Source organism: Adlercreutzia murintestinalis (assembly GCF_943192905.1).
GTDB classification, from domain to species: domain Bacteria; phylum Actinomycetota; class Coriobacteriia; order Coriobacteriales; family Eggerthellaceae; genus Adlercreutzia_A; species Adlercreutzia_A murintestinalis.
Window position 1 is genome coordinate 1 of record NZ_CALPCC010000013.1, and the last position, 17,169, is coordinate 17,169.

At 57.4% G+C, this 17,169-nt stretch carries 17 protein-coding genes; all 17 read left to right on the forward strand.

Annotated features, from left to right (window positions below; translation table 11 throughout):
- Positions 1–190: 190 nt before the first annotated feature.
- The 17 genes from NFR19_RS05515 to NFR19_RS05595 all read left to right on the forward strand — a co-directional run bounded on the left by NFR19_RS05515 (position 191) and on the right by NFR19_RS05595 (position 17,160).
- A complete protein-coding gene (locus tag NFR19_RS05515) occupies positions 191–436 on the forward strand; it encodes a hypothetical protein (protein WP_251212791.1) in 246 nt (81 codons plus the stop codon).
- Between the two features lie 556 nt (positions 437–992).
- Entirely contained in the window at positions 993–1,724 is a 732-nt protein-coding gene (locus NFR19_RS05520; RefSeq protein ID WP_251212792.1) for an FxLYD domain-containing protein, read from the forward strand.
- Positions 1,725–2,349: 625 nt separating this feature from the next.
- Positions 2,350–4,281, forward strand: coding sequence for an NADH-quinone oxidoreductase subunit 5 family protein (locus NFR19_RS05525; RefSeq protein ID WP_251212793.1), 1,932 nt, complete (start codon positions 2,350–2,352; stop codon positions 4,279–4,281).
- Between the two features lie 11 nt (positions 4,282–4,292).
- Positions 4,293–5,198, forward strand: a complete 906-nt coding sequence (locus NFR19_RS05530) for an NADH-quinone oxidoreductase subunit H (RefSeq protein WP_251212794.1) — start codon at positions 4,293–4,295, stop codon at positions 5,196–5,198.
- A gap of 9 nt (positions 5,199–5,207) precedes the next feature.
- Complete coding sequence (locus NFR19_RS05535) at positions 5,208–5,651, forward strand: NADH-quinone oxidoreductase subunit B family protein (protein ID WP_251212795.1); 444 nt, start codon at positions 5,208–5,210, stop codon at positions 5,649–5,651.
- Between the two features lie 6 nt (positions 5,652–5,657).
- Positions 5,658–6,302, forward strand: a complete 645-nt coding sequence (locus NFR19_RS05540) for an NADH-quinone oxidoreductase subunit C (RefSeq protein WP_251212796.1) — start codon at positions 5,658–5,660, stop codon at positions 6,300–6,302.
- Positions 6,302–7,390, forward strand: a complete 1,089-nt coding sequence (locus tag NFR19_RS05545; RefSeq protein ID WP_251212797.1) for a hydrogenase large subunit — start codon at positions 6,302–6,304, stop codon at positions 7,388–7,390. Before NFR19_RS05540 ends, NFR19_RS05545 begins: the two co-directional genes overlap by 1 nt.
- 4 nt (positions 7,391–7,394) lie before the next feature.
- Positions 7,395–7,757 (forward strand): 4Fe-4S dicluster domain-containing protein, encoded by a 363-nt coding sequence (locus tag NFR19_RS05550; protein WP_251212798.1) that lies wholly within the window; start codon positions 7,395–7,397, stop codon positions 7,755–7,757.
- An 81-nt stretch (positions 7,758–7,838) separates the two neighbouring features.
- The gene (locus NFR19_RS05555) at positions 7,839–8,465 is read left to right on the forward strand and encodes a CDP-alcohol phosphatidyltransferase family protein (protein ID WP_251212799.1); all 627 of its coding nucleotides are present in this window, start codon (positions 7,839–7,841) and stop codon (positions 8,463–8,465) included.
- Positions 8,466–8,785: 320 nt separating this feature from the next.
- Positions 8,786–10,777, forward strand: a complete 1,992-nt coding sequence (locus tag NFR19_RS05560) for a VanW family protein (protein ID WP_251212800.1) — start codon at positions 8,786–8,788, stop codon at positions 10,775–10,777.
- A gap of 50 nt (positions 10,778–10,827) precedes the next feature.
- On the forward strand, positions 10,828–12,105 hold the full coding sequence (locus tag NFR19_RS05565; RefSeq protein WP_251212851.1) for a phenylacetate--CoA ligase family protein: 1,278 nt from the start codon (positions 10,828–10,830) through the stop codon (positions 12,103–12,105).
- A 2-nt stretch (positions 12,106–12,107) separates the two neighbouring features.
- Entirely contained in the window at positions 12,108–12,530 is a 423-nt protein-coding gene (locus NFR19_RS05570; RefSeq protein ID WP_251212801.1) for an amino acid-binding protein, read from the forward strand.
- Positions 12,520–13,890 carry a D-alanyl-D-alanine carboxypeptidase family protein gene (locus NFR19_RS05575; RefSeq protein WP_251212802.1) on the forward strand — a complete coding sequence of 457 codons (1,371 nt, stop codon included), beginning with the start codon at positions 12,520–12,522 and terminating at the stop codon, positions 13,888–13,890. Before NFR19_RS05570 ends, NFR19_RS05575 begins: the two co-directional genes overlap by 11 nt.
- 48 nt (positions 13,891–13,938) lie before the next feature.
- Positions 13,939–14,373, forward strand: coding sequence for an FHA domain-containing protein (locus NFR19_RS05580; protein WP_251212803.1), 435 nt, complete (start codon positions 13,939–13,941; stop codon positions 14,371–14,373).
- Complete coding sequence (locus NFR19_RS05585) at positions 14,370–16,130, forward strand: thiamine pyrophosphate-dependent enzyme (protein WP_251212804.1); 1,761 nt, start codon at positions 14,370–14,372, stop codon at positions 16,128–16,130. Before NFR19_RS05580 ends, NFR19_RS05585 begins: the two co-directional genes overlap by 4 nt.
- Before the next feature lie 8 nt (positions 16,131–16,138).
- Positions 16,139–16,726 (forward strand): indolepyruvate oxidoreductase subunit beta, encoded by a 588-nt coding sequence (locus NFR19_RS05590; protein WP_251212805.1) that lies wholly within the window; start codon positions 16,139–16,141, stop codon positions 16,724–16,726.
- On the forward strand, positions 16,723–17,160 hold the full coding sequence (locus NFR19_RS05595) for an amino acid-binding protein (protein WP_251212806.1): 438 nt from the start codon (positions 16,723–16,725) through the stop codon (positions 17,158–17,160). The genes NFR19_RS05590 and NFR19_RS05595 overlap by 4 nt, the downstream gene beginning before the upstream one ends.
- The last annotated feature ends 9 nt before the right edge of the window (positions 17,161–17,169 follow it).

The following is a 17,169-nucleotide window of genomic DNA, read 5'->3' on the forward strand; positions in this document are numbered from 1 at the left end:
CAACTTGAAGCATCGATCTATCAGTTCTGACCTCGCGATTGTTCATCAAAAAGAGCACACTTTTTGAGCCTTAACCCAGATAATTCGATTCTTTCCGGCATTTCCACAACGTTTTGTTTGTGTCTGCTTTGGGTTATCGTCTGCATCGTTGCGGCACAGTCTCGGTTATGTTGGAGCATAGATACTGAGGGTGATTCTTTATTCCTTTCTCGATGCTGAGATAAACGATGGTGCCTATGAGCAGTTGAATGTGTCGCCGCATGCGATCTTCAAACTTACACTGGTTAAAGGCACGCTTGAAAGCGCGATGCAACGTGATGAGGCCGCTTTCTACGCGATTATGAATATATCCAATCTGCTCTTTGATGAGACTGCTGTAATGAATAAGATGTCGGCTAGCTTGGATCAATATTTTGAAAAAGTAAAGAAGAAATGAAACAATGTAGAGAAAACTTGAAAGTGCTGGAAGTTGTTGAATAATTTCGAAACTGTTGGATCGAAAAATTCTTTAAGCATTTCTACACGAGCTATCAATCACATTGACGGCTCACGCTGCTGTTTCTAGAGCACCTAGAAACCGAACTAGATACGAGACGTGCCGACGAATCAGTCGAGGTTATAACAGAGCACAGAGAGTATATGAGAGCCTGCGGATCATATTGGATAGTTCGTTATCACCAATATATGCGAACTGCCAAAAGCTATTGAATCGATCTTGTCACACTTGAAGAAATAAATAAACAAGAAGGAAAGAGAAACCTTTTGTGGCAGCTTTTTGCTCTGCTCTGTTAACCTTGTTTCTGCCACAATCACAAGCCTTATTAGGGCTTCATATGTTTAGCGAATAGTCAGCTGGGAGAGCATCTGTCTTTCAGGGCTATTTGCTATATGGCGACGCCTTGCTTGTGGTTGTGGCGACCGATACGGATGCTCTCCTGTCTGTCGCGCAGTCCATTCTGCACCATGATTGGGAGAGAAGAGAAAGGACTGTTATGAAGAAATTGATTGTTCAGGTAAGTTCCGTTCTTCTTTGCGTCATATTGGCGTGCGGTGCAATGGGTTGCTCAAAGAATGTAGAGCCCATTGAACAGAGTGAACCAGCAACGGCAAATGTTGCTTCTAAAGAAACTGATGAACCGCAAGACCTAGAGATAGTTGAATCAGGGTATTGGTTCGATGAATATAATGATGGCAATTATGCTGTTATTATTCAAAATGGGAACATGAACTGGGCCGCTGAAAATGTGCAAGTCAAAGTGACGGGTAAAGACGATGCGGGGCAGATTGTTGGCAGCGACACAAATAAGCTCTCTCTGATCTTCCCGAATGGCAAGACGGCGTTATGCGGCGAAACATTATTTGAAGGAGCTTCCACACTCGAATTTCAGTTAATAAACTCGAAGAAAATGTGGACAGAGATAGATATTCAACAAGCCCAACTCGATCAGCTTTTCTTTGTTGACGCTATAAATGAGACAACAAATTCTTTTGGTGACACTACAGTATCAGGTCAAGCAACTAATCAAATGGACGCAGAGATTGCCCTATCCACCGCAAACGCAGTATTTCGAGATGAAGCAGGAAATGTTCTAGGGGGAGCATATACATATCTTGATACTATGACACCTGATAGTACACTGCCGTTCTCAATTACAAGCATTGACGGTGTGCCATCACATGCAAAAGTTGAGATATACCTTAACTGTGGTAGCCTCATTTCTTAGTGCTGTTAAAAAACCCGCACCTCTAATGGTGCGGGTTTTATGGCTAGCATACGTATACGTAAATCAACCGTAAACGTACATCGCTACACTCATATAGAGATTTCAAGGACACGCAAATACCATCAATAATTACACGTAAATTTACATACTTATCAGCCAGCTCTTATAGTTGAGAGTCAAGGGTTTGCAGGTTCAAATTCTGCCGTCCTAACCAGACATCACGACAGGTCAGATGGTTGATATGCCGTCCGCCTGTTGCATATCTGGACGGCATATACAAATCACGCAAATAATTGGATCATGTTTGAGTTATGTTTCAAAGAGTGCATTATCTAAATTTATTTATTGCCTGTACTCAGTTGGCATGTGAAACTCGCTCCAGACGATCTTCAATCCGTATTCCTTGAGTGTCCCTGCGCCGTTCGCGCTTGTTATGGTGCCGCTCATGCAGCAGCCTCTGCACCTGAGCCACCCCTCACCGAACAGATGGTCGCGTGAATCGGCGTGACGGCCGCACAGCGAGAGGCTCTTAGTAAAGTCAATGCGATGCGGAACGCACAGCGGCACGCCGATCGCCGTTCCGCTGTCTCATTCCCACGAGGTAAACGAGAAGGGGAAAGCGGAGATGCAACTGATCGCCACTTTGATACTCCTGCCGTTGATTGCAGCGATCCTGCTCCTTATCATCCGGCAGAACACCGCGCGCACGATCATCGTATGCGCATTCGGCACCTTGATCGCCCTTGCTTCGGTGGTTTTTGCGGGCACGTATCTCGCCGCAGGGCCGGTGTTTTTCGACTTCAACCATCCTCTGATCGATCACGCTTGCACCGCCATCAGCGGCCTGTGCGTCGTTGTCATCCTGGCTTTTTCAGCGAAGTACAAAAACATCTGGGCGGCGCTGCTGGCCATCATCCAGATCATCGTCGTGATGGTGGTCGAGTTCGGCTTCGCAAGCCAGATGGAGGTCGAGATCGGCCTCTACACCGATCTGCTCTCCATCATCATGGTGCTCATCATCGGCATCATCGGATCGGGCATTTGCATCTATGCCTTGGGATATATGGAAGACTTCCAAGCTCACCAAGATGCCGCTGCGCGCGATAGGCGCCCGACCTTCTTCGCGCTGATGTTCATCTTCCTCTCAGCCATGTTCGCCATCGTGCTCTCCAACAACATGTCGTGGATGTTCACCGCGTGGGAGGTGACCACGCTGTGCTCGTTCTTGTTGATCGGATACACCAAAACCGACGAGGCCATCCGCAATGCCTTCCGTCAGATCATCATGAACTTGGCGGGCGGCATCGCCTTCATCGTGGCGCTGTGGTTCGCCATCACCGACGTGGGCACGCTCTCGCTCATAGAGTTTCTTCAGGCCGGCATCGCCAACCCCGCTATCGTGGCGGTGCCCATCACGTTCCTCGCCTTTGCGGGCATCACCAAGGCAGCTCAGATGCCGTTTCAAACGTGGCTTCTAGGGGCCATGGTCGCTCCAACGCCGACCAGCGCTTTGCTCCATTCCTCAACCATGGTGAAGGCGGGCGTCTTCTTGCTGGTGAAGCTCGCGCCGCTGTTCTTGCTGAACACGATCCCCTCGGTCATGGTGATGCTGGTTGGCGGCATTACCTTCCTGCTCTGCTCCTTCATGGCCATCTCGCAGACCAATGCCAAGCGCGTGCTGGCTTACTCCACCATCGCGAATCTGGGGCTGATCACGATGTGCGCTGGGGTGGGCACCCCTGAGGCGGTGTGGGCCGCGATCTTCTTGATCATCTTCCATGCTATCGCGAAGAGCCTGCTGTTCCTGTGCGTGGGCACGGCCGAACATCATATTGGCAGCCGCGACATCGAGGATATGGACTTGCTGTTCGAGCGTATGCCGCGTTTGGCTCGCTTCATGATGCTGGGCATCATGTGCATGTTCATCGCGCCCTTCGGCATGCTCATCGCAAAGTGGGGCGCGTTGGTGTCCTTCGCCAACATGGATCAGATCGCGCTCATCTTGATTCTGGCATTCGGCTCTGCTGCCACGTTCATGTTCTGGGCGAAGTGGCTCGGCAAGCTGGCGGGCATCGCCGGACAGCCGCCCAACGTTGAGCTTTCCGTGCATAAGAGCGAATGGGTGTCCATTCTGCTCATGGTCATGCTGCTCGTATTCGCTTGCATCGCCCTTCCGGCCATATCGGCGTACCTGGTTGAGCCCTATGTCGTCAGTGCCTACCAATTCGCGCCCGTTGCCTTCCTGGTTCAGGATATCTCCTTCGACAACCTCTACCTGGCAAGCATCAGCGTGTGCATCGTGGTCATCGCGCTGTTCTGCGGTTTGGGTCGCTCGAAGAAGCGGCAGGTTGATGTATATCTCGCGGGAGTCAGCCGCGACGATGATGCGCGTGCGTTCCAGAACTCCCTTTCGGGCCAGACGGTGGCGACGGCGCGCAACTGGTATATGGAAGATGTGTTCGGCGAGGCGCGCATCGCACCGGTGGGTGTGGTGTTCAATAGCGTGGTCATGCTGTGCGCGGTGGTGTTGGCGCTTGTCGGCATAACGTTGGCATAGGGGGAATTGGCATGTCACTGATGGAACTTATCATACCGATCCTTGCCAGCTTGGTCTTTGCTGTAGTGGCACCGGTGGTGGGCTGTCTGCTGGCCGGTGTTGACCGTATTCTCTCGGCGCGCATGCAGGGTAGGGTAGGACCGCCGCTTCTGCAGCCGTACTACGATGTGCGCAAGCTGATGGGCAAGGAACGCGTTGACGTGAACACGGTGCAGGGCGCCTATGTGGTCTGCGCGTTCATCTTCGCTTGTCTTGCTGGCGGTATCTTCTTCAGTGGCGGCAACTTGCTCATGTGCGTGTTCATCATCACGCTCTCAAGCCTCTTCCTTATCATGGCAGCCTGGTCGACGCGCTCTCCCTATGCGGAGGTGGGTGCTGCGCGCGAAACCATGCAGGTGATGTCCTATGAGCCGATGGTGCTGCTGTTCGCCGTGGCGTTCTACATGGCAACCGCGCTGATCTTGCCCACCGAGGGCATCGGATCGTTCAATGTGGGGGCAGCATTCTCGCTCGACTTCCCGGTCATCGCCTATATCTGGCCGGTCTTTCTGGGGCTGCTGTTCATTCTGACCATCAAACTGCGCAAATCGCCGTTCGACCTGTCCATGTCGCACCACGCGCATCAAGAGATCGTGCGCGGCATCACCACGGAAATGAGCGGCTCGACGCTGGCGTTGGTGGAAGTGCTGCATTGGTGCGAGAACGTGCTGTTCCTGGGCTGGGTCAGCATCTTCTTCGTGTGGGGCGCGTGGTGGTCGGTATTGATCGCCATCGTGGTGGCGCTTGCGGTGTACTTCCTCGAGATACTGATCGACAACAACTTCGCGCGCGTGAAATGGCAATTCATGCTGAAGAGCGCATGGGCGGTCGCGCTCGTTGGCGGTGGCATCAACATCGCTGTTCTGGCTTTCGTATAAGGAGTTCGCATGGGATACGCATCGAAATCCCCGTGGGTGATCCACTATGATGGGTCAAGCTGCAACGGGTGCGACATCGAGGTACTTGCTACGCTGTGCCCGGGCTTCGACGGCGAGCGCTTCGGCGTGGTGAACACGGGAAATCCCAAGCACGCCGATATCTTCTTGGTGACCGGTTCGGTCAATGCGCAAAACATCGACGTCGTGCGTGAGATCTACGATCAGATGATCGAACCGAAAGTGGTTGTCGCGTGCGGTATTTGCGCTTGCTCAGGGGGCATCTTCCAAGATTGCTATAACGTGCTCGGCGGCGTGGACAAGGCGATTCCGGTCGATGTGTACGCGCCGGGTTGTGCGGTGCGTCCCGAAACACTGATCGATGCGATCGTTGAGGGCGTTGCTGTGTTGGACGAAAAAGCGGCGCAGATGAAATCGGCAGAGAAGGCGAGGTAGGCGCTCATGGAATTCACGCAGGGATTCGCGCCGCTTGAAGATGCTCAGGTGCATGAGGAAGCGCAGCGCAGACGTGCAGATGGTTGGCGCTACGTGCAAATGCTCGCGGTCAATCGCGATGAGGGCGTTGATGTCATCTATTCTTACATGAAGGATGGCGCGCTTGAGAATCTCGTGGTCGAAGCGGTGCCCCATGATGGCAAACTCGAGTCCATCAGCGACGTATACCTGGAATCGTTCGTGTGCGAGAACGAGATACACGACCTGTTCGGAATAGGGTTCTCCGGCCTCGCCATCGATTTCTTGGGAAACTTCTATCGCCTTTCAACCGAAAAGCCCATGACCATCATCTCGCCTGAGCAGCTTGCCCGTCGCGAGAAGGAAGCGAAGGCGAAAGCTGCGGCCGCCGCGAAGGCAGCCGCACAGACGCAAGAGCAAAACGCCGAGGACATGGAAGCAAAATTGGCGGCCATGGATCCCGAAAAGGCAGCGAAAGTGCGCGCTGCTATGGAGGCGAAAGCTGCGAAGGAGAAGAAACAGGCCGAAGCCGACCTTGAGGCGAAGCTTGCAGGCATGGACCCTGAGAAAGCAGCTAAAGTGCGTGCTGCCATGGAGGCCAAGGCTGCGAAGGCAGAGAAGGAGGTACGGTAATGGGTAAGGCGACGATCATTCCATTCGGCCCGCAGCACCCCGTGCTGCCCGAACCCCTTCATCTTGATTTGGTGGTCGAAGACGAAACCGTCATCGATTGCATTCCGCAGATCGGGTTCGTACATCGAGGGCTCGAAAAGCTCGTCGAGACGCGCGACTACAACCAGTTCATCTACGTGGCTGAGCGCATCTGCGGCATCTGCGCCATGGGTCACAGCTTAGGCTATGCCGAAACGGTCGAGGAGCTGATGGGGGTGGAGGTTCCCCGGCGCGCTGAATACCTGCGCGTAATCTGGCATGAGCTCTCGCGTATCCATTCGCATCTGCTGTGGCTCGGGCTTGCTGCCGATGCCTTCGGGTTCGAGAGCATGTTCATGCATTGTTGGCGCCTGCGCGAGCGCGTGCTCGATATCTTCGAGAAGACGACCGGGGGTCGTGTGATCTTGTCGGTGGTGTCGGTGGGAGGCGTGGTGCGCGATATGGACCGCGCCACGCTCACGTGGATCTGCGACGTGCTCGATGGCATCAAAAGCGACTATGATGCCATCGTGAAAACGCTGCTCACCGACACGTCCATCAAGAATCGTACGGTGGGCGTCGGTGCGATATCGCGCGAGAAGGCCATTGAGCTTTCTATGGTAGGCCCGTTCGCGCGCGCGTCAGACGTTGCGTACGATGTGCGCATGTTCGGGCGGGGCGCCTATGGCGACCTTGCCGATTTCCAGCCGATCGTAGATGCGCAAGGCGATTGCTATGCGCGCGTGAAGGTGCGTTGTCTTGAGGTCGTGCAGTCGATCGAGATCATCAAGGAGCTGGCCTCTAAGATACCCGAGGGGGACATTGCTGTGAAGGTGAAGGGCAGTCCTGTTGCGGGGGCACAGGCATCGAGCGTGCTCGAGCAGCCCCGGGGCGAGTGTTATTACTACGCACGCGGGAATGGCTCGAAGTATCTTGAGCGCATGCGCATGCGCACCCCGACTTCGCAAAATCTCGCAGGGATGACCGTTGCGCTCAAAGGATGCGATTTGGCCGACGTGAACATGATCATCCTGACGATCGATCCCTGCATCAGCTGCACGGAAAGGTAGGGCCATGGGAAGCTTCAAACTAGGCGGCATGACGTTCGGCAGCCTGTTCAAAAAGCCGGAGACGCTGCTGTATCCCGCGCAGGTTAAAACGCCGTATCCCCATCAGAAGGGTCACATCGCCAATAAGGTTGACGAATGCATCTTGTGCGGTATGTGCGCTCGCGTATGCCCCTGCCACTGCATCACGGTGGACAAGAAGGCGCACACCTGGGAGATCGATCCGTTCTCATGCATCCTGTGCGGCAGCTGCGTGCGCTCATGTCCGACCACATGCTTGCTTATGGAGCCTGCCTCTACTGCGGTTGCTGCCCGCAAGCACGTGATCGATCTTGTGGTGCCCGATAAGAAAGCAGCTTCCGAAGCCTAAGGCGCGCTTTTGCTTGTGATGTTGTGCTGAAGACGTCCCCGCTCTTTCAAACAGGGCGTCTCAACTGGTAACATATGCGATATGGAAGAATCCAGCAGCAAAGTATGCACCGTTCCCAATCTGATATCGCTGGCACGGCTTTGTCTTGTGCCGGTTTATGCGGTGTTGCTCGCAAACGGGCAGAATATCGCCGCTACCATCGTGTTCGCCTTCGCTGCTGCTACCGATTTCGTGGATGGGCAGGTGGCGCGGCGCACCCATCAGGTATCCGATCTTGGCAAGTTGCTCGACCCGGCGGTTGACACCGCCCTCATGGTCTCCGGTGTGATCGGCGCCTGCGCGATCGGCGCTCTTCCGCTGTGGATCATGGTCCTCATTTTCGCCCGTGAGCTCTTTCTTTTGGTGGGCGGGGCGGTGCTGCTACGCCGCTTCGATATTCACGTGCCCGTCATCTATCCGGGGAAATTCGCCACCACGTTCCTGTTCTTCGGCATTGCAGGGCTGCTTTTGGGCGAACCGCTCGTGGCTGGTCTTGCGTGGTGTGATGTTGCTTGGTTGCCCGGCTTCAACGCTGCGTGGGTATCGTGGGGCATCTGGTCGGTCTATCTGGGACTCGTGTTGCAAATCGGCGTGACGATCTACTACTGCGTCGTGGCAGCGCGCGCACTGCGTGCCGTGCTCGATGCGCGCGCGAAGGCGGTTTCGTGACGGGCGGCGCACGCGGGCGTGGAGGAAGCAGCCCCGAGCGGAGAAGGAACGCAGCGACGCGGAACGCTGCAAGACCACAGCAGCGGAATCGGTCCGCGGCGCATTCGGCGCCCTCAGGTTCGCCCCGACGTTCACAGGCGATCTCAGATAGCACGAATCGCAGGTCATCAGGCGCCGTGCCGCTCGCATCCCGTACGTCACGAGCAGCTCAGTCTGGACCGCATCAGCCATCGCGTCCCCTTCGCGAATCGAATCGCTCAGCGCCGGACAGCATGCGCGCCGCTCAGCGCCGCCCACCTGCATCAGGTGCCTCCGGGCGTATGCCCAACACAAGACAAGATACGCGCAGCGCGTCGTCTTCTCGCTCAAGTGCGCGCTCTGCGCCGCCAGAACCGCTCGTCGCACGCCTTTGGCATGCCAGTAAAGCGCTCTGCGTAGCTGCGGTGGTGGTGATCGCGCTTTGCTTGGGCATCGGCGTAGATGCTTTAGTGAACCATGGCCGTATCTATCCAGGCGTCCATATCGGCGATATTGACGTGTCGGGCATGACGGTCGATGAGGCCGCAGCGGCAGTCCAGGACCGCTATGGAACGCATCTTGCGGCTACGACCGCCTTCATCTTCGACAGTCCCTCAACCGCAGATGCGGCTGACATCGATCAGCTCATACACGAAATGGACGCGGTGGCCGAGCAGATATCGGTTTCGGAGGCAAAGGCAACGCAAACCATGTGGATGGCCAACGCCGAAACGCTGGATGCGGTAGTGCCGACACATCGTCTGGCAACGGATGCCTTGGAGGTCGGGCGCGATGGGCGGATTCTCGACCGCTTCGCCGCAGCGTTTAGCGGTCAGGCCGTACCGGTCGTCGTCGACTTCGATGAGGACAAGCTGGAGCTGCTGATCAACGACATTGATTCAGCGCTCGGTACGGTGCGCTTGGATTGGGGTGTTCGCGTTGAGGATGGTCAGGCGCAGGTGACCGAGGGGCACGACGGCGACATGATCGACCCCGATGCGTTCGTGACCGAATTGACCGCCAGCCTTCTTGCCGACGATGCCGAGCGCGTCAAGTTGGTTGCGCAGATCGAGCATGCGCCCATCCGTATCGATCAGCAGCATGCGCAGACCACCTGCGATGCGGTGAACGCAGCGATCGAACAGGGCGCCTCGTTCATGTATGACGGAAAGGCCCTCGATGCTGACCGAAGCATGCTTGGGGATTGGGTTGTTACCGAAGCGGTTGAACGCGACGGTGCTTGGCAGCTCGCTCCGTCGTTCGATCACCTCGCAGCATCGCGCTCCATAGCCACCTCGCTCACGGAAGGGATGAGCGGATCGGATATCTCGGTGCATTTCACCGTACAGGGCGATGAGGTGATCGTGACGCCTGATGCTGCTGTTGTGCTGCCCTCAACGGATGCGGCGATCTCGCAGCTCGACGAGAGCCTGTTCGGCGCCTTTCGTGATACCGGCACCTACATTCAGGGGGATGTGCGCTTCGGCATTCCCATACAGACCGAGACCACGCGTGGCCCGTTCACCTTCGATGAGGCGGTAGCGAACGGGCTCATCACGCGCATCGCTATGTACACCACCACGTACAACGACACGGCTTCCACGCAGAATCGCACGTTCAACATTCATCGCGCGGCCGATGCCATGAACAATTCTGTGGTCAGCCGCGAGGGCGGCACCTGGTCGTTCAACGATACGGTTGGCAGCTGCGATGCGGCGGCGGGATATAAGGATGCCAACGCGATCATGGATGGCGAGGTGGTCGCCGAGGCGGGCGGCGGTATCTGCCAGGTTGCCACGACCGTGTTCAACGCGGTCTACAACTCGGGGCTGCCCATTTTGGAGCGCCACAATCATACGCTGCATATGAGCAGCTATCCCGATGGGCGCGACGCTGCCATCGCATATCCTCAGATGGATCTACGTTGGGGCAACGACACGCAAAGCGACATTCTCGTGCGCACTGGTTACAGCGATACATCCATAACCGTGTCGCTCTACGGCATATCACCCGGGTATAGCGTGAAAACGCAAACGGGCGACTGGGAAGAGGGCAAGAAGTACAAAACGAGGGTCGAGGTCGACGAGGAAAAGCCCGAGGGCTACCAAAGCGTGAAGACGGTGGGCACCGATGGTATGGAGATCTACGTGATCAGAACGGTAACCGACAAGAACGAGCAGATCATACGCCAAGATCGCTTCGATTCCGTATACTCTCCTGTGGACAAGGTGATCCTCACCGGACCCAACACGCCGGTGGAACTCGAAGAGACCACCGACGATGAGACGGACTGACGCGAAGGAGATGCACCGTGGGGAACTATTTCCAACCAGAGATCGAAACGATGCCACGCGATGAGTTGCGCGCCCAACAGCTGGAATCGCTAAAGTGGAGCGTCAGGCATGCCTACGATAACGTTGCCTTATACCGTCAGCGTTTCGATGAGGCGGGCGTGAGCCCTGACGATATCACCTCGCTGGAAGACATCAGCAAGCTGCCGTTTTGCGTGAAGCAGGACATGCGCGATGCTTACCCGTTCGGCATGTTCGCCCTTCCCAAAGAAGAGGTCGCTCGCATTCACGCATCGTCGGGCACCACGGGACAGGCGACGGTCGTGGGGCATTCACGGCGCGACCTTGACAATTGGGGCGACTGTTTTGCTCGCGGCATCGCCATGGTGGGCGGATCGGCGGCGTCAACCATCCAGGTTTCGTACGGATATGGCCTGTTCACTGGCGGGCTCGGCGCCCACGATGGCGGAGAGGCCATGGGATGCACGGTCATTCCCACCTCATCGGGCAACACGAAGCGACAGGTGCAGATGCTGCGCGATTGCGGCACCGACATTCTCGCATGCACGCCCTCCTATGCGCTCTTGATAGCCGACACCGCCATTGAGATGGGCTATGACCCAGCGCGCGACTTCGCCATCTCGGGAGGCATCTTCGGCGCCGAACCTTGTTCGGAGAACATGCGCCAAGAGATCGCCGATAAGCTGGGCATTCAATACTGCGACGTGTACGGGCTCTCCGAGATCATGGGGCCTGGCGTTGCCATGGAGTGCGTCGAGCGGGGAGGGCTGCATATCGCAGAGGATCAGTTCTATTGCGAAATCATCGATCCCGATACCGGCGAGGTGTTGCCCGAGGGCGAATGGGGCGAGCTCGTCATCACGACCCTGACGCGCGAATGTTCGCCCATGATTCGCTATCGCACCCGCGACGTCACGCGCATCGTGAGCGATGAGTGCGCCTGCGGACGCACGCACCGCAAGATCGATCGTTTGCGCGGCCGCACCGACGACATGCTGATCATCCGGGGCGTCAACGTGTTCCCCAGCCAGATCGAGCAGGTGATCACCGGCTTCCCCGAGATCGCTTCGCAATATCAGATCGTTCTCACGCGCAAGGGAGCGCTTGATGCGGTCGAGCTTCAGGTGGAGACCGAGCCGGATTTCCAGATCGATACCGTACGAGTGCTCGAAGACCTCAAGCGGCGCTTGCAAGCTGAACTGAAGGGCAATTTGCAGGTGAACGTGGATGTGAAGATCGTAGAACCGAAGACCATCGAGCGTTCGATGGGCAAGGCCAAGCGCGTGATAGACCTGAGAGAGACGGAGTAACCATGATTTCCCAACTGACCGTATTCCTGCAAAACGAGAAGGGCCATCTCTCGCGCGCAGTGTCTGCGCTCGCTGATGCTGAGATCAACATGCATGCGCTCTACGTTGCCGATACGAAAGACTTCGGCGTTGCGCGCATTTTCTGCGAAACGCCTGAAAAGGCAGCCTCGCTTTTGACCGATGCCGGTTTTCGTGCTGCCGTCACGCCGGTCATCGCGGTGCGCATTCCCGATGAACCCGGTGGTCTGGCGCGCTTGCTCAGATTCTGCGACGAGGGCGATATGAACATCGAGTACGCCTATTGTTTCGCCGTCAAGGATAATTCGGCGGTGGATGTGCTCAAGATAGAAGGCGATGACAGCGAACGTAAGCTCTTGGATGCTGGTTTTCACATCGTCACTCCCGAGGAAATCGATGCGCTCTAGGGAGAGGATCACCCGCGCTGTCGTAGCGCGTTCGGTGCTCGCGTCGATGCTCGCCGCCTCGCTTCTCGCGCTGCCTGGCGAAGCGCTTGCTGATGTGCGTAAAACCGATGAGGTCACCGGCGGTACGGTTGAATCGCGCGCGCTGAGCGCATCGCTGTGCCCCTCGATCGAGGCGCAGCATGCCATCTTGGTCGATGCTGATGGCGAGGTGTTCTTCGCGCGCGATGCATCCTCTCCTGCCAATATCGCCTCCATCACGAAGGTCATGACGGCGGTGGTGGCCCTACAGGAAGCTCCCCTCGACACGCCGATCACGGTCTCTGCGGTTGCGGCCTCGGTGGGGGAATCCACTGCTGGTTTGAAGGCGGGGGATGTGCTGACCCTTGAGAACGCTTTGAAGGCGCTGATGATCCCCTCAGGCAACGATGCGGCCATTGCCATCGCTGAGACGTTGGGCAAGACCATGGCAGGCGTGAGCGACGATACCGCGGGAAACCAGGCGTTTATCGCCGCCATGAACGAGAAGGCGGCAGAGCTTGGTTGCCAGGATACCGTTTTCGAGAACGCCCACGGACTCGACTATGGCACCTATGCTGGGAACCTGCACAGCACAGCGGCTGAGACATGCAAGATCGTTGCGTGCGCTATGGAAAACGAGCTGTTCCGATCGATCGTCGAGACGCGGCAAGCTGATCTCAGCGTGCAACGTGAAGGGATGACGACGACCGTGCGCGTTTCCACGACTGACGAGATGCTCGGTACGTACGAGGGTGCTTGCGGAGTGAAAACCGGGTTCACCGACCTTGCCGGCGCTTGTTTCGCTGGCGCCTGCGAGCGCAACGGGGATATGGTGTACTCCATCGTGCTCGATGCGCCCAGCGAAGCTCAGCGATTCACCGACACCATGACGCTGTTCGATTGGTACTACGGTCATCAGATGGCCTACGCATTGGCCAACGACGATGAGATGGTGACCGCTGATCTGAACGGCAGCACACGGGAAGTGCCCGTGGTGGCGGAGGTGGCGCTGACCGATCAGGTGGACAAGACCGTTAAGGCTACCTTCGCCGATCCGGATGCGACGGTGGATATCTTCACGCTCGATGGGAATGTGAGCCAAAGCTTCGAGTTCTACGAGGTTTCGGGCGCGGTCGAGGTCGGTGAGGTTATCGGACACGCGACCTTCTATCAGCGAAACGAGCAGATCGCCGAGCAAGACATCGTCGCCTGCGAGGCCATCAGCGCGCCGACGCTCTGGGAATCCATACAACACGTCTGGAGCGGCTTCTGTGGCCTTTTTATGGGACAACACGAGGTCTCCGAATCGGTAGTCTTGAACCATACTCCGGCCGTGCTTTAGCGCTCGTCTGCCGGAAGAGGATGCACAACGTGAGGGAACGGAGCGAAGATGACTGAGAGATGCCCGGTATGTCGCTCGGCAGTTGATCCGTCAGACGGTCAATGCAGCGTCTGCGGATTCAAATTGGTAGGCACAACGCGCGGTTTCACCCCGGTGCGCGAAACGCTTGAGGATCTGCCGCCAGCGAAACAGGCAAGCAGCGCAGTGCTGCGGACCATCCGCGGTCCGCGCGTGGGCGTTGACTATGCGCTCGGGGATGGCTGCACGACCATCGGGCGCAATCCAAGCTGCAACATCTTCCTGAACGATATGACCGTATCGCGCGAGCACGCTACCGTCTGCTTTGAAGGTGGCTGCCATGTGCTTCGCGACGAGCACTCGTTCAACGGAGTGTGGGTCAACAATCAAAACGTGAATGCGAAAGCGCTCACCGATGGGGATATCATCCAGATCGGCGCCTTCGCCTTTATCTATGAAGCATGAGACGCGCGATCGAGAGCGAGGATCACATGGAGTTGCTTTCCGGCAATGAGGCGATAGCCCGCGGGGCCTGGGCGGCGGGCGCTCGCATCGGGGCGGCATATCCAGGCACGCCATCAACAGAGGCAATGGAGGCTTTCGCGGCGTTGCCTGAGGTATATGCGGAATGGTGCACCAACGAGAAGGTTGCGCTCGAGGTGGCGCTTGGCGCATCGGCGGCAGGTGCCCGCGCGTTCGCCACGTGCAAGCACGTAGGCCTCAATGTTGCTGCCGACCCATTGTTCACGGCCGCCTACACGGGCGTGGGTGGCGGCCTGGCAATGCTGGTTGCCGATGATCCAGGTATGTACAGCTCTCAAAACGAGCAAGATTCCCACTACTATGCAGCGGCAGCGCAGCTGCCCATGATGGATCCTGCCGATTCGCAAGAAGCGCAGGATATGACCAGGGATGCCTATGAGCTCTCAGAGCGCTTCGATGTTCCGTTCCTCATCCGCTCAACGGTGCGCATCTCCCATACGCGCACACCGGTTGAACCCAAGATGCGCACCGAGGCCCCCGAGCATCCCTTCGAGAGCGATCCTGCGAAGTGGGTCATGATGCCAGCCTTCGCCAAACCGCGTAGGGTCGTGCAGCTCGAACGCGTCTCGGCCCTGAAAGCATGGGTGGAAGAGTGCCCTTACAACCGCATCATCGAGGGCGAGCGTCGTGTCGGCATCGTCTGCGCAGGAGCGGTGTTCCAGCATGTGCGCGAGGCGCTTCCCACCGCAAGCGTTTTCAAGCTAGGCGTGACGTGGCCACTACCTGCGCAGCGCCTGCGTGCTTTTGCGGATACGGTCGATGCGCTCTACGTGATCGAAGAGGCTTCCACGTATCTGCGCGATGCCGTAGCGGCAGCAGGCATCACCGTGCATGACACACTCTCGCCGCTGCCAGGTGCCGGCGAGCTGACGCCTTCGCTCATCCGCGCCGCCTTCGGCGAGGAGCAGCCAGCGCATCACGATGCGGCTGAAGATGTTCCCGCGCGTCCACCAGCGCTGTGTCCGGGCTGCCCGCATCGCCTCGTCTTCAAGGAGCTTGCGCGCTTGAAGGCGATCGTGTGCGGCGATATCGGCTGCTATACGCTGGGTGCTTTGCCGCCACTGTCGTGCATGGACACCTGCGTGTGCATGGGCGCATCGATCAGCATGGCGCATGGCTTTGAACTGGCTCTCGGCGCTACCGATCATCGACCGGTGGTCGGGGTCATCGGCGACTCCACGTTCGCTCACTCCGGTCTGAGCTCGCTCGTGTCAACAGCTTACAACAATGGAGCAGGTACCATCTGCATTCTGGATAACCGCACGACCGCCATGACCGGTCGTCAAGGCAATCCGTTCAATGGCACGACCCTACAAGGACGAGCCAGTCGCGAGATGGATATCGAAGGCGTGGTGGCATCGCTTGGCATCGAAGAGATAACCATCGTCGACCCTAACGATATGCAGGCAGTGCGCTCGGCTCTGAAGGCCGCCACCGCAAATGCCGACACGTTGTCGGTCATCGTCTTCCGGCGCCCCTGCGTGCTACTTGAGCGCGTGCGCGAAAAGCCCTATCTGATCACCTCGTGCACCGGCTGTGGCGTATGCCTGACCTTAGGGTGCCCCGCGATCGGAAAGCATGCCGATACGGGCCTTTCCTATATCGATATGGACCTGTGCATTGGTTGTGGCCAATGCGCCCAATACTGCCGCTTCAATGCAATCGAAGTCGCGGAATAGGAGCGGATATGTCAGTGAAGGTTCTTCTGTGCGGCGTTGGCGGACAGGGCACTATCCTCGCAGCCCATGTGCTTGCGCAGACAGCGCTCCGTTGCGGCCAGCAGGTGAAGGTCTCCGAGATCCATGGCATGGCTCAACGTGGCGGTGCCGTCACAACCGATGTGGCGTTCGGAGAGAACGTGGAGTCCATGGTCTGCGGACCGGGCACGGCTGATATCGTCGTTTCGTTCGAGTTGATCGAAGCCCTGCGCAATCTTCCCCTCATGCGCGATCAGGGACGTCTCATCGCGAGCGATGAGCTGATCAAACCAGCTTCGGTGCTCACCGGCAGACAGGCTGTGCCGCGCGATGTGGTTGGGCGCCTGCAGGATGTCGGGGCCGTCATCGTACCGGCGCGCTCGACCGCTGTTGAAGCTGGCACTGCGAAAGCTTCCAACATGGTGATGCTCGGAGCACTCTCGGCGCTCCTTTCGTTTGAAATGCCTGCTTGGGAAGAGACCGTCTGCGCATTCGTTCCCGAGAGAACCAGAGAGGCTAACATCGACGCCTTCCGTGCTGGTCGCGCATTCTTGATCGAGAAGGGGGCAGCCTTATGACCGTTTCCCAGTTGAGCATCTTCGCAGAGAGCAAACCGGGACATCTTGCGCGTGTTCTGGCCGCCTTCGAGCGTGCGCAGGTGAACGTGCGCGGATACGCGCTGGCTGATACCGGCGAATACGGTATCACGCGTTTCATCGTGGATCGGACCGATGCGGCCGCAACCGCTCTTTCTCAAGAGGGTTGCGCCTTCATCGAATCGCCCGTGATCTGCATGAAGCTCGATGACGTGCCAGGAGAGCTTGCCCGTGCAGCGCAGGTGCTCGCGCAGGCCGCGCTCAACATCTCCTACAGTTATTCGATGATATCAACCTACATCATCATCGGTACCGATGACCCAGCGCATGCGAAGCAGCTCTTGGCTGATGCCGGATTCGTCATGGTGACACAGGAGGACATCGCGCGAGCCTGCGCCGAGCAACCTTGCGCCTAAGGAACAGAT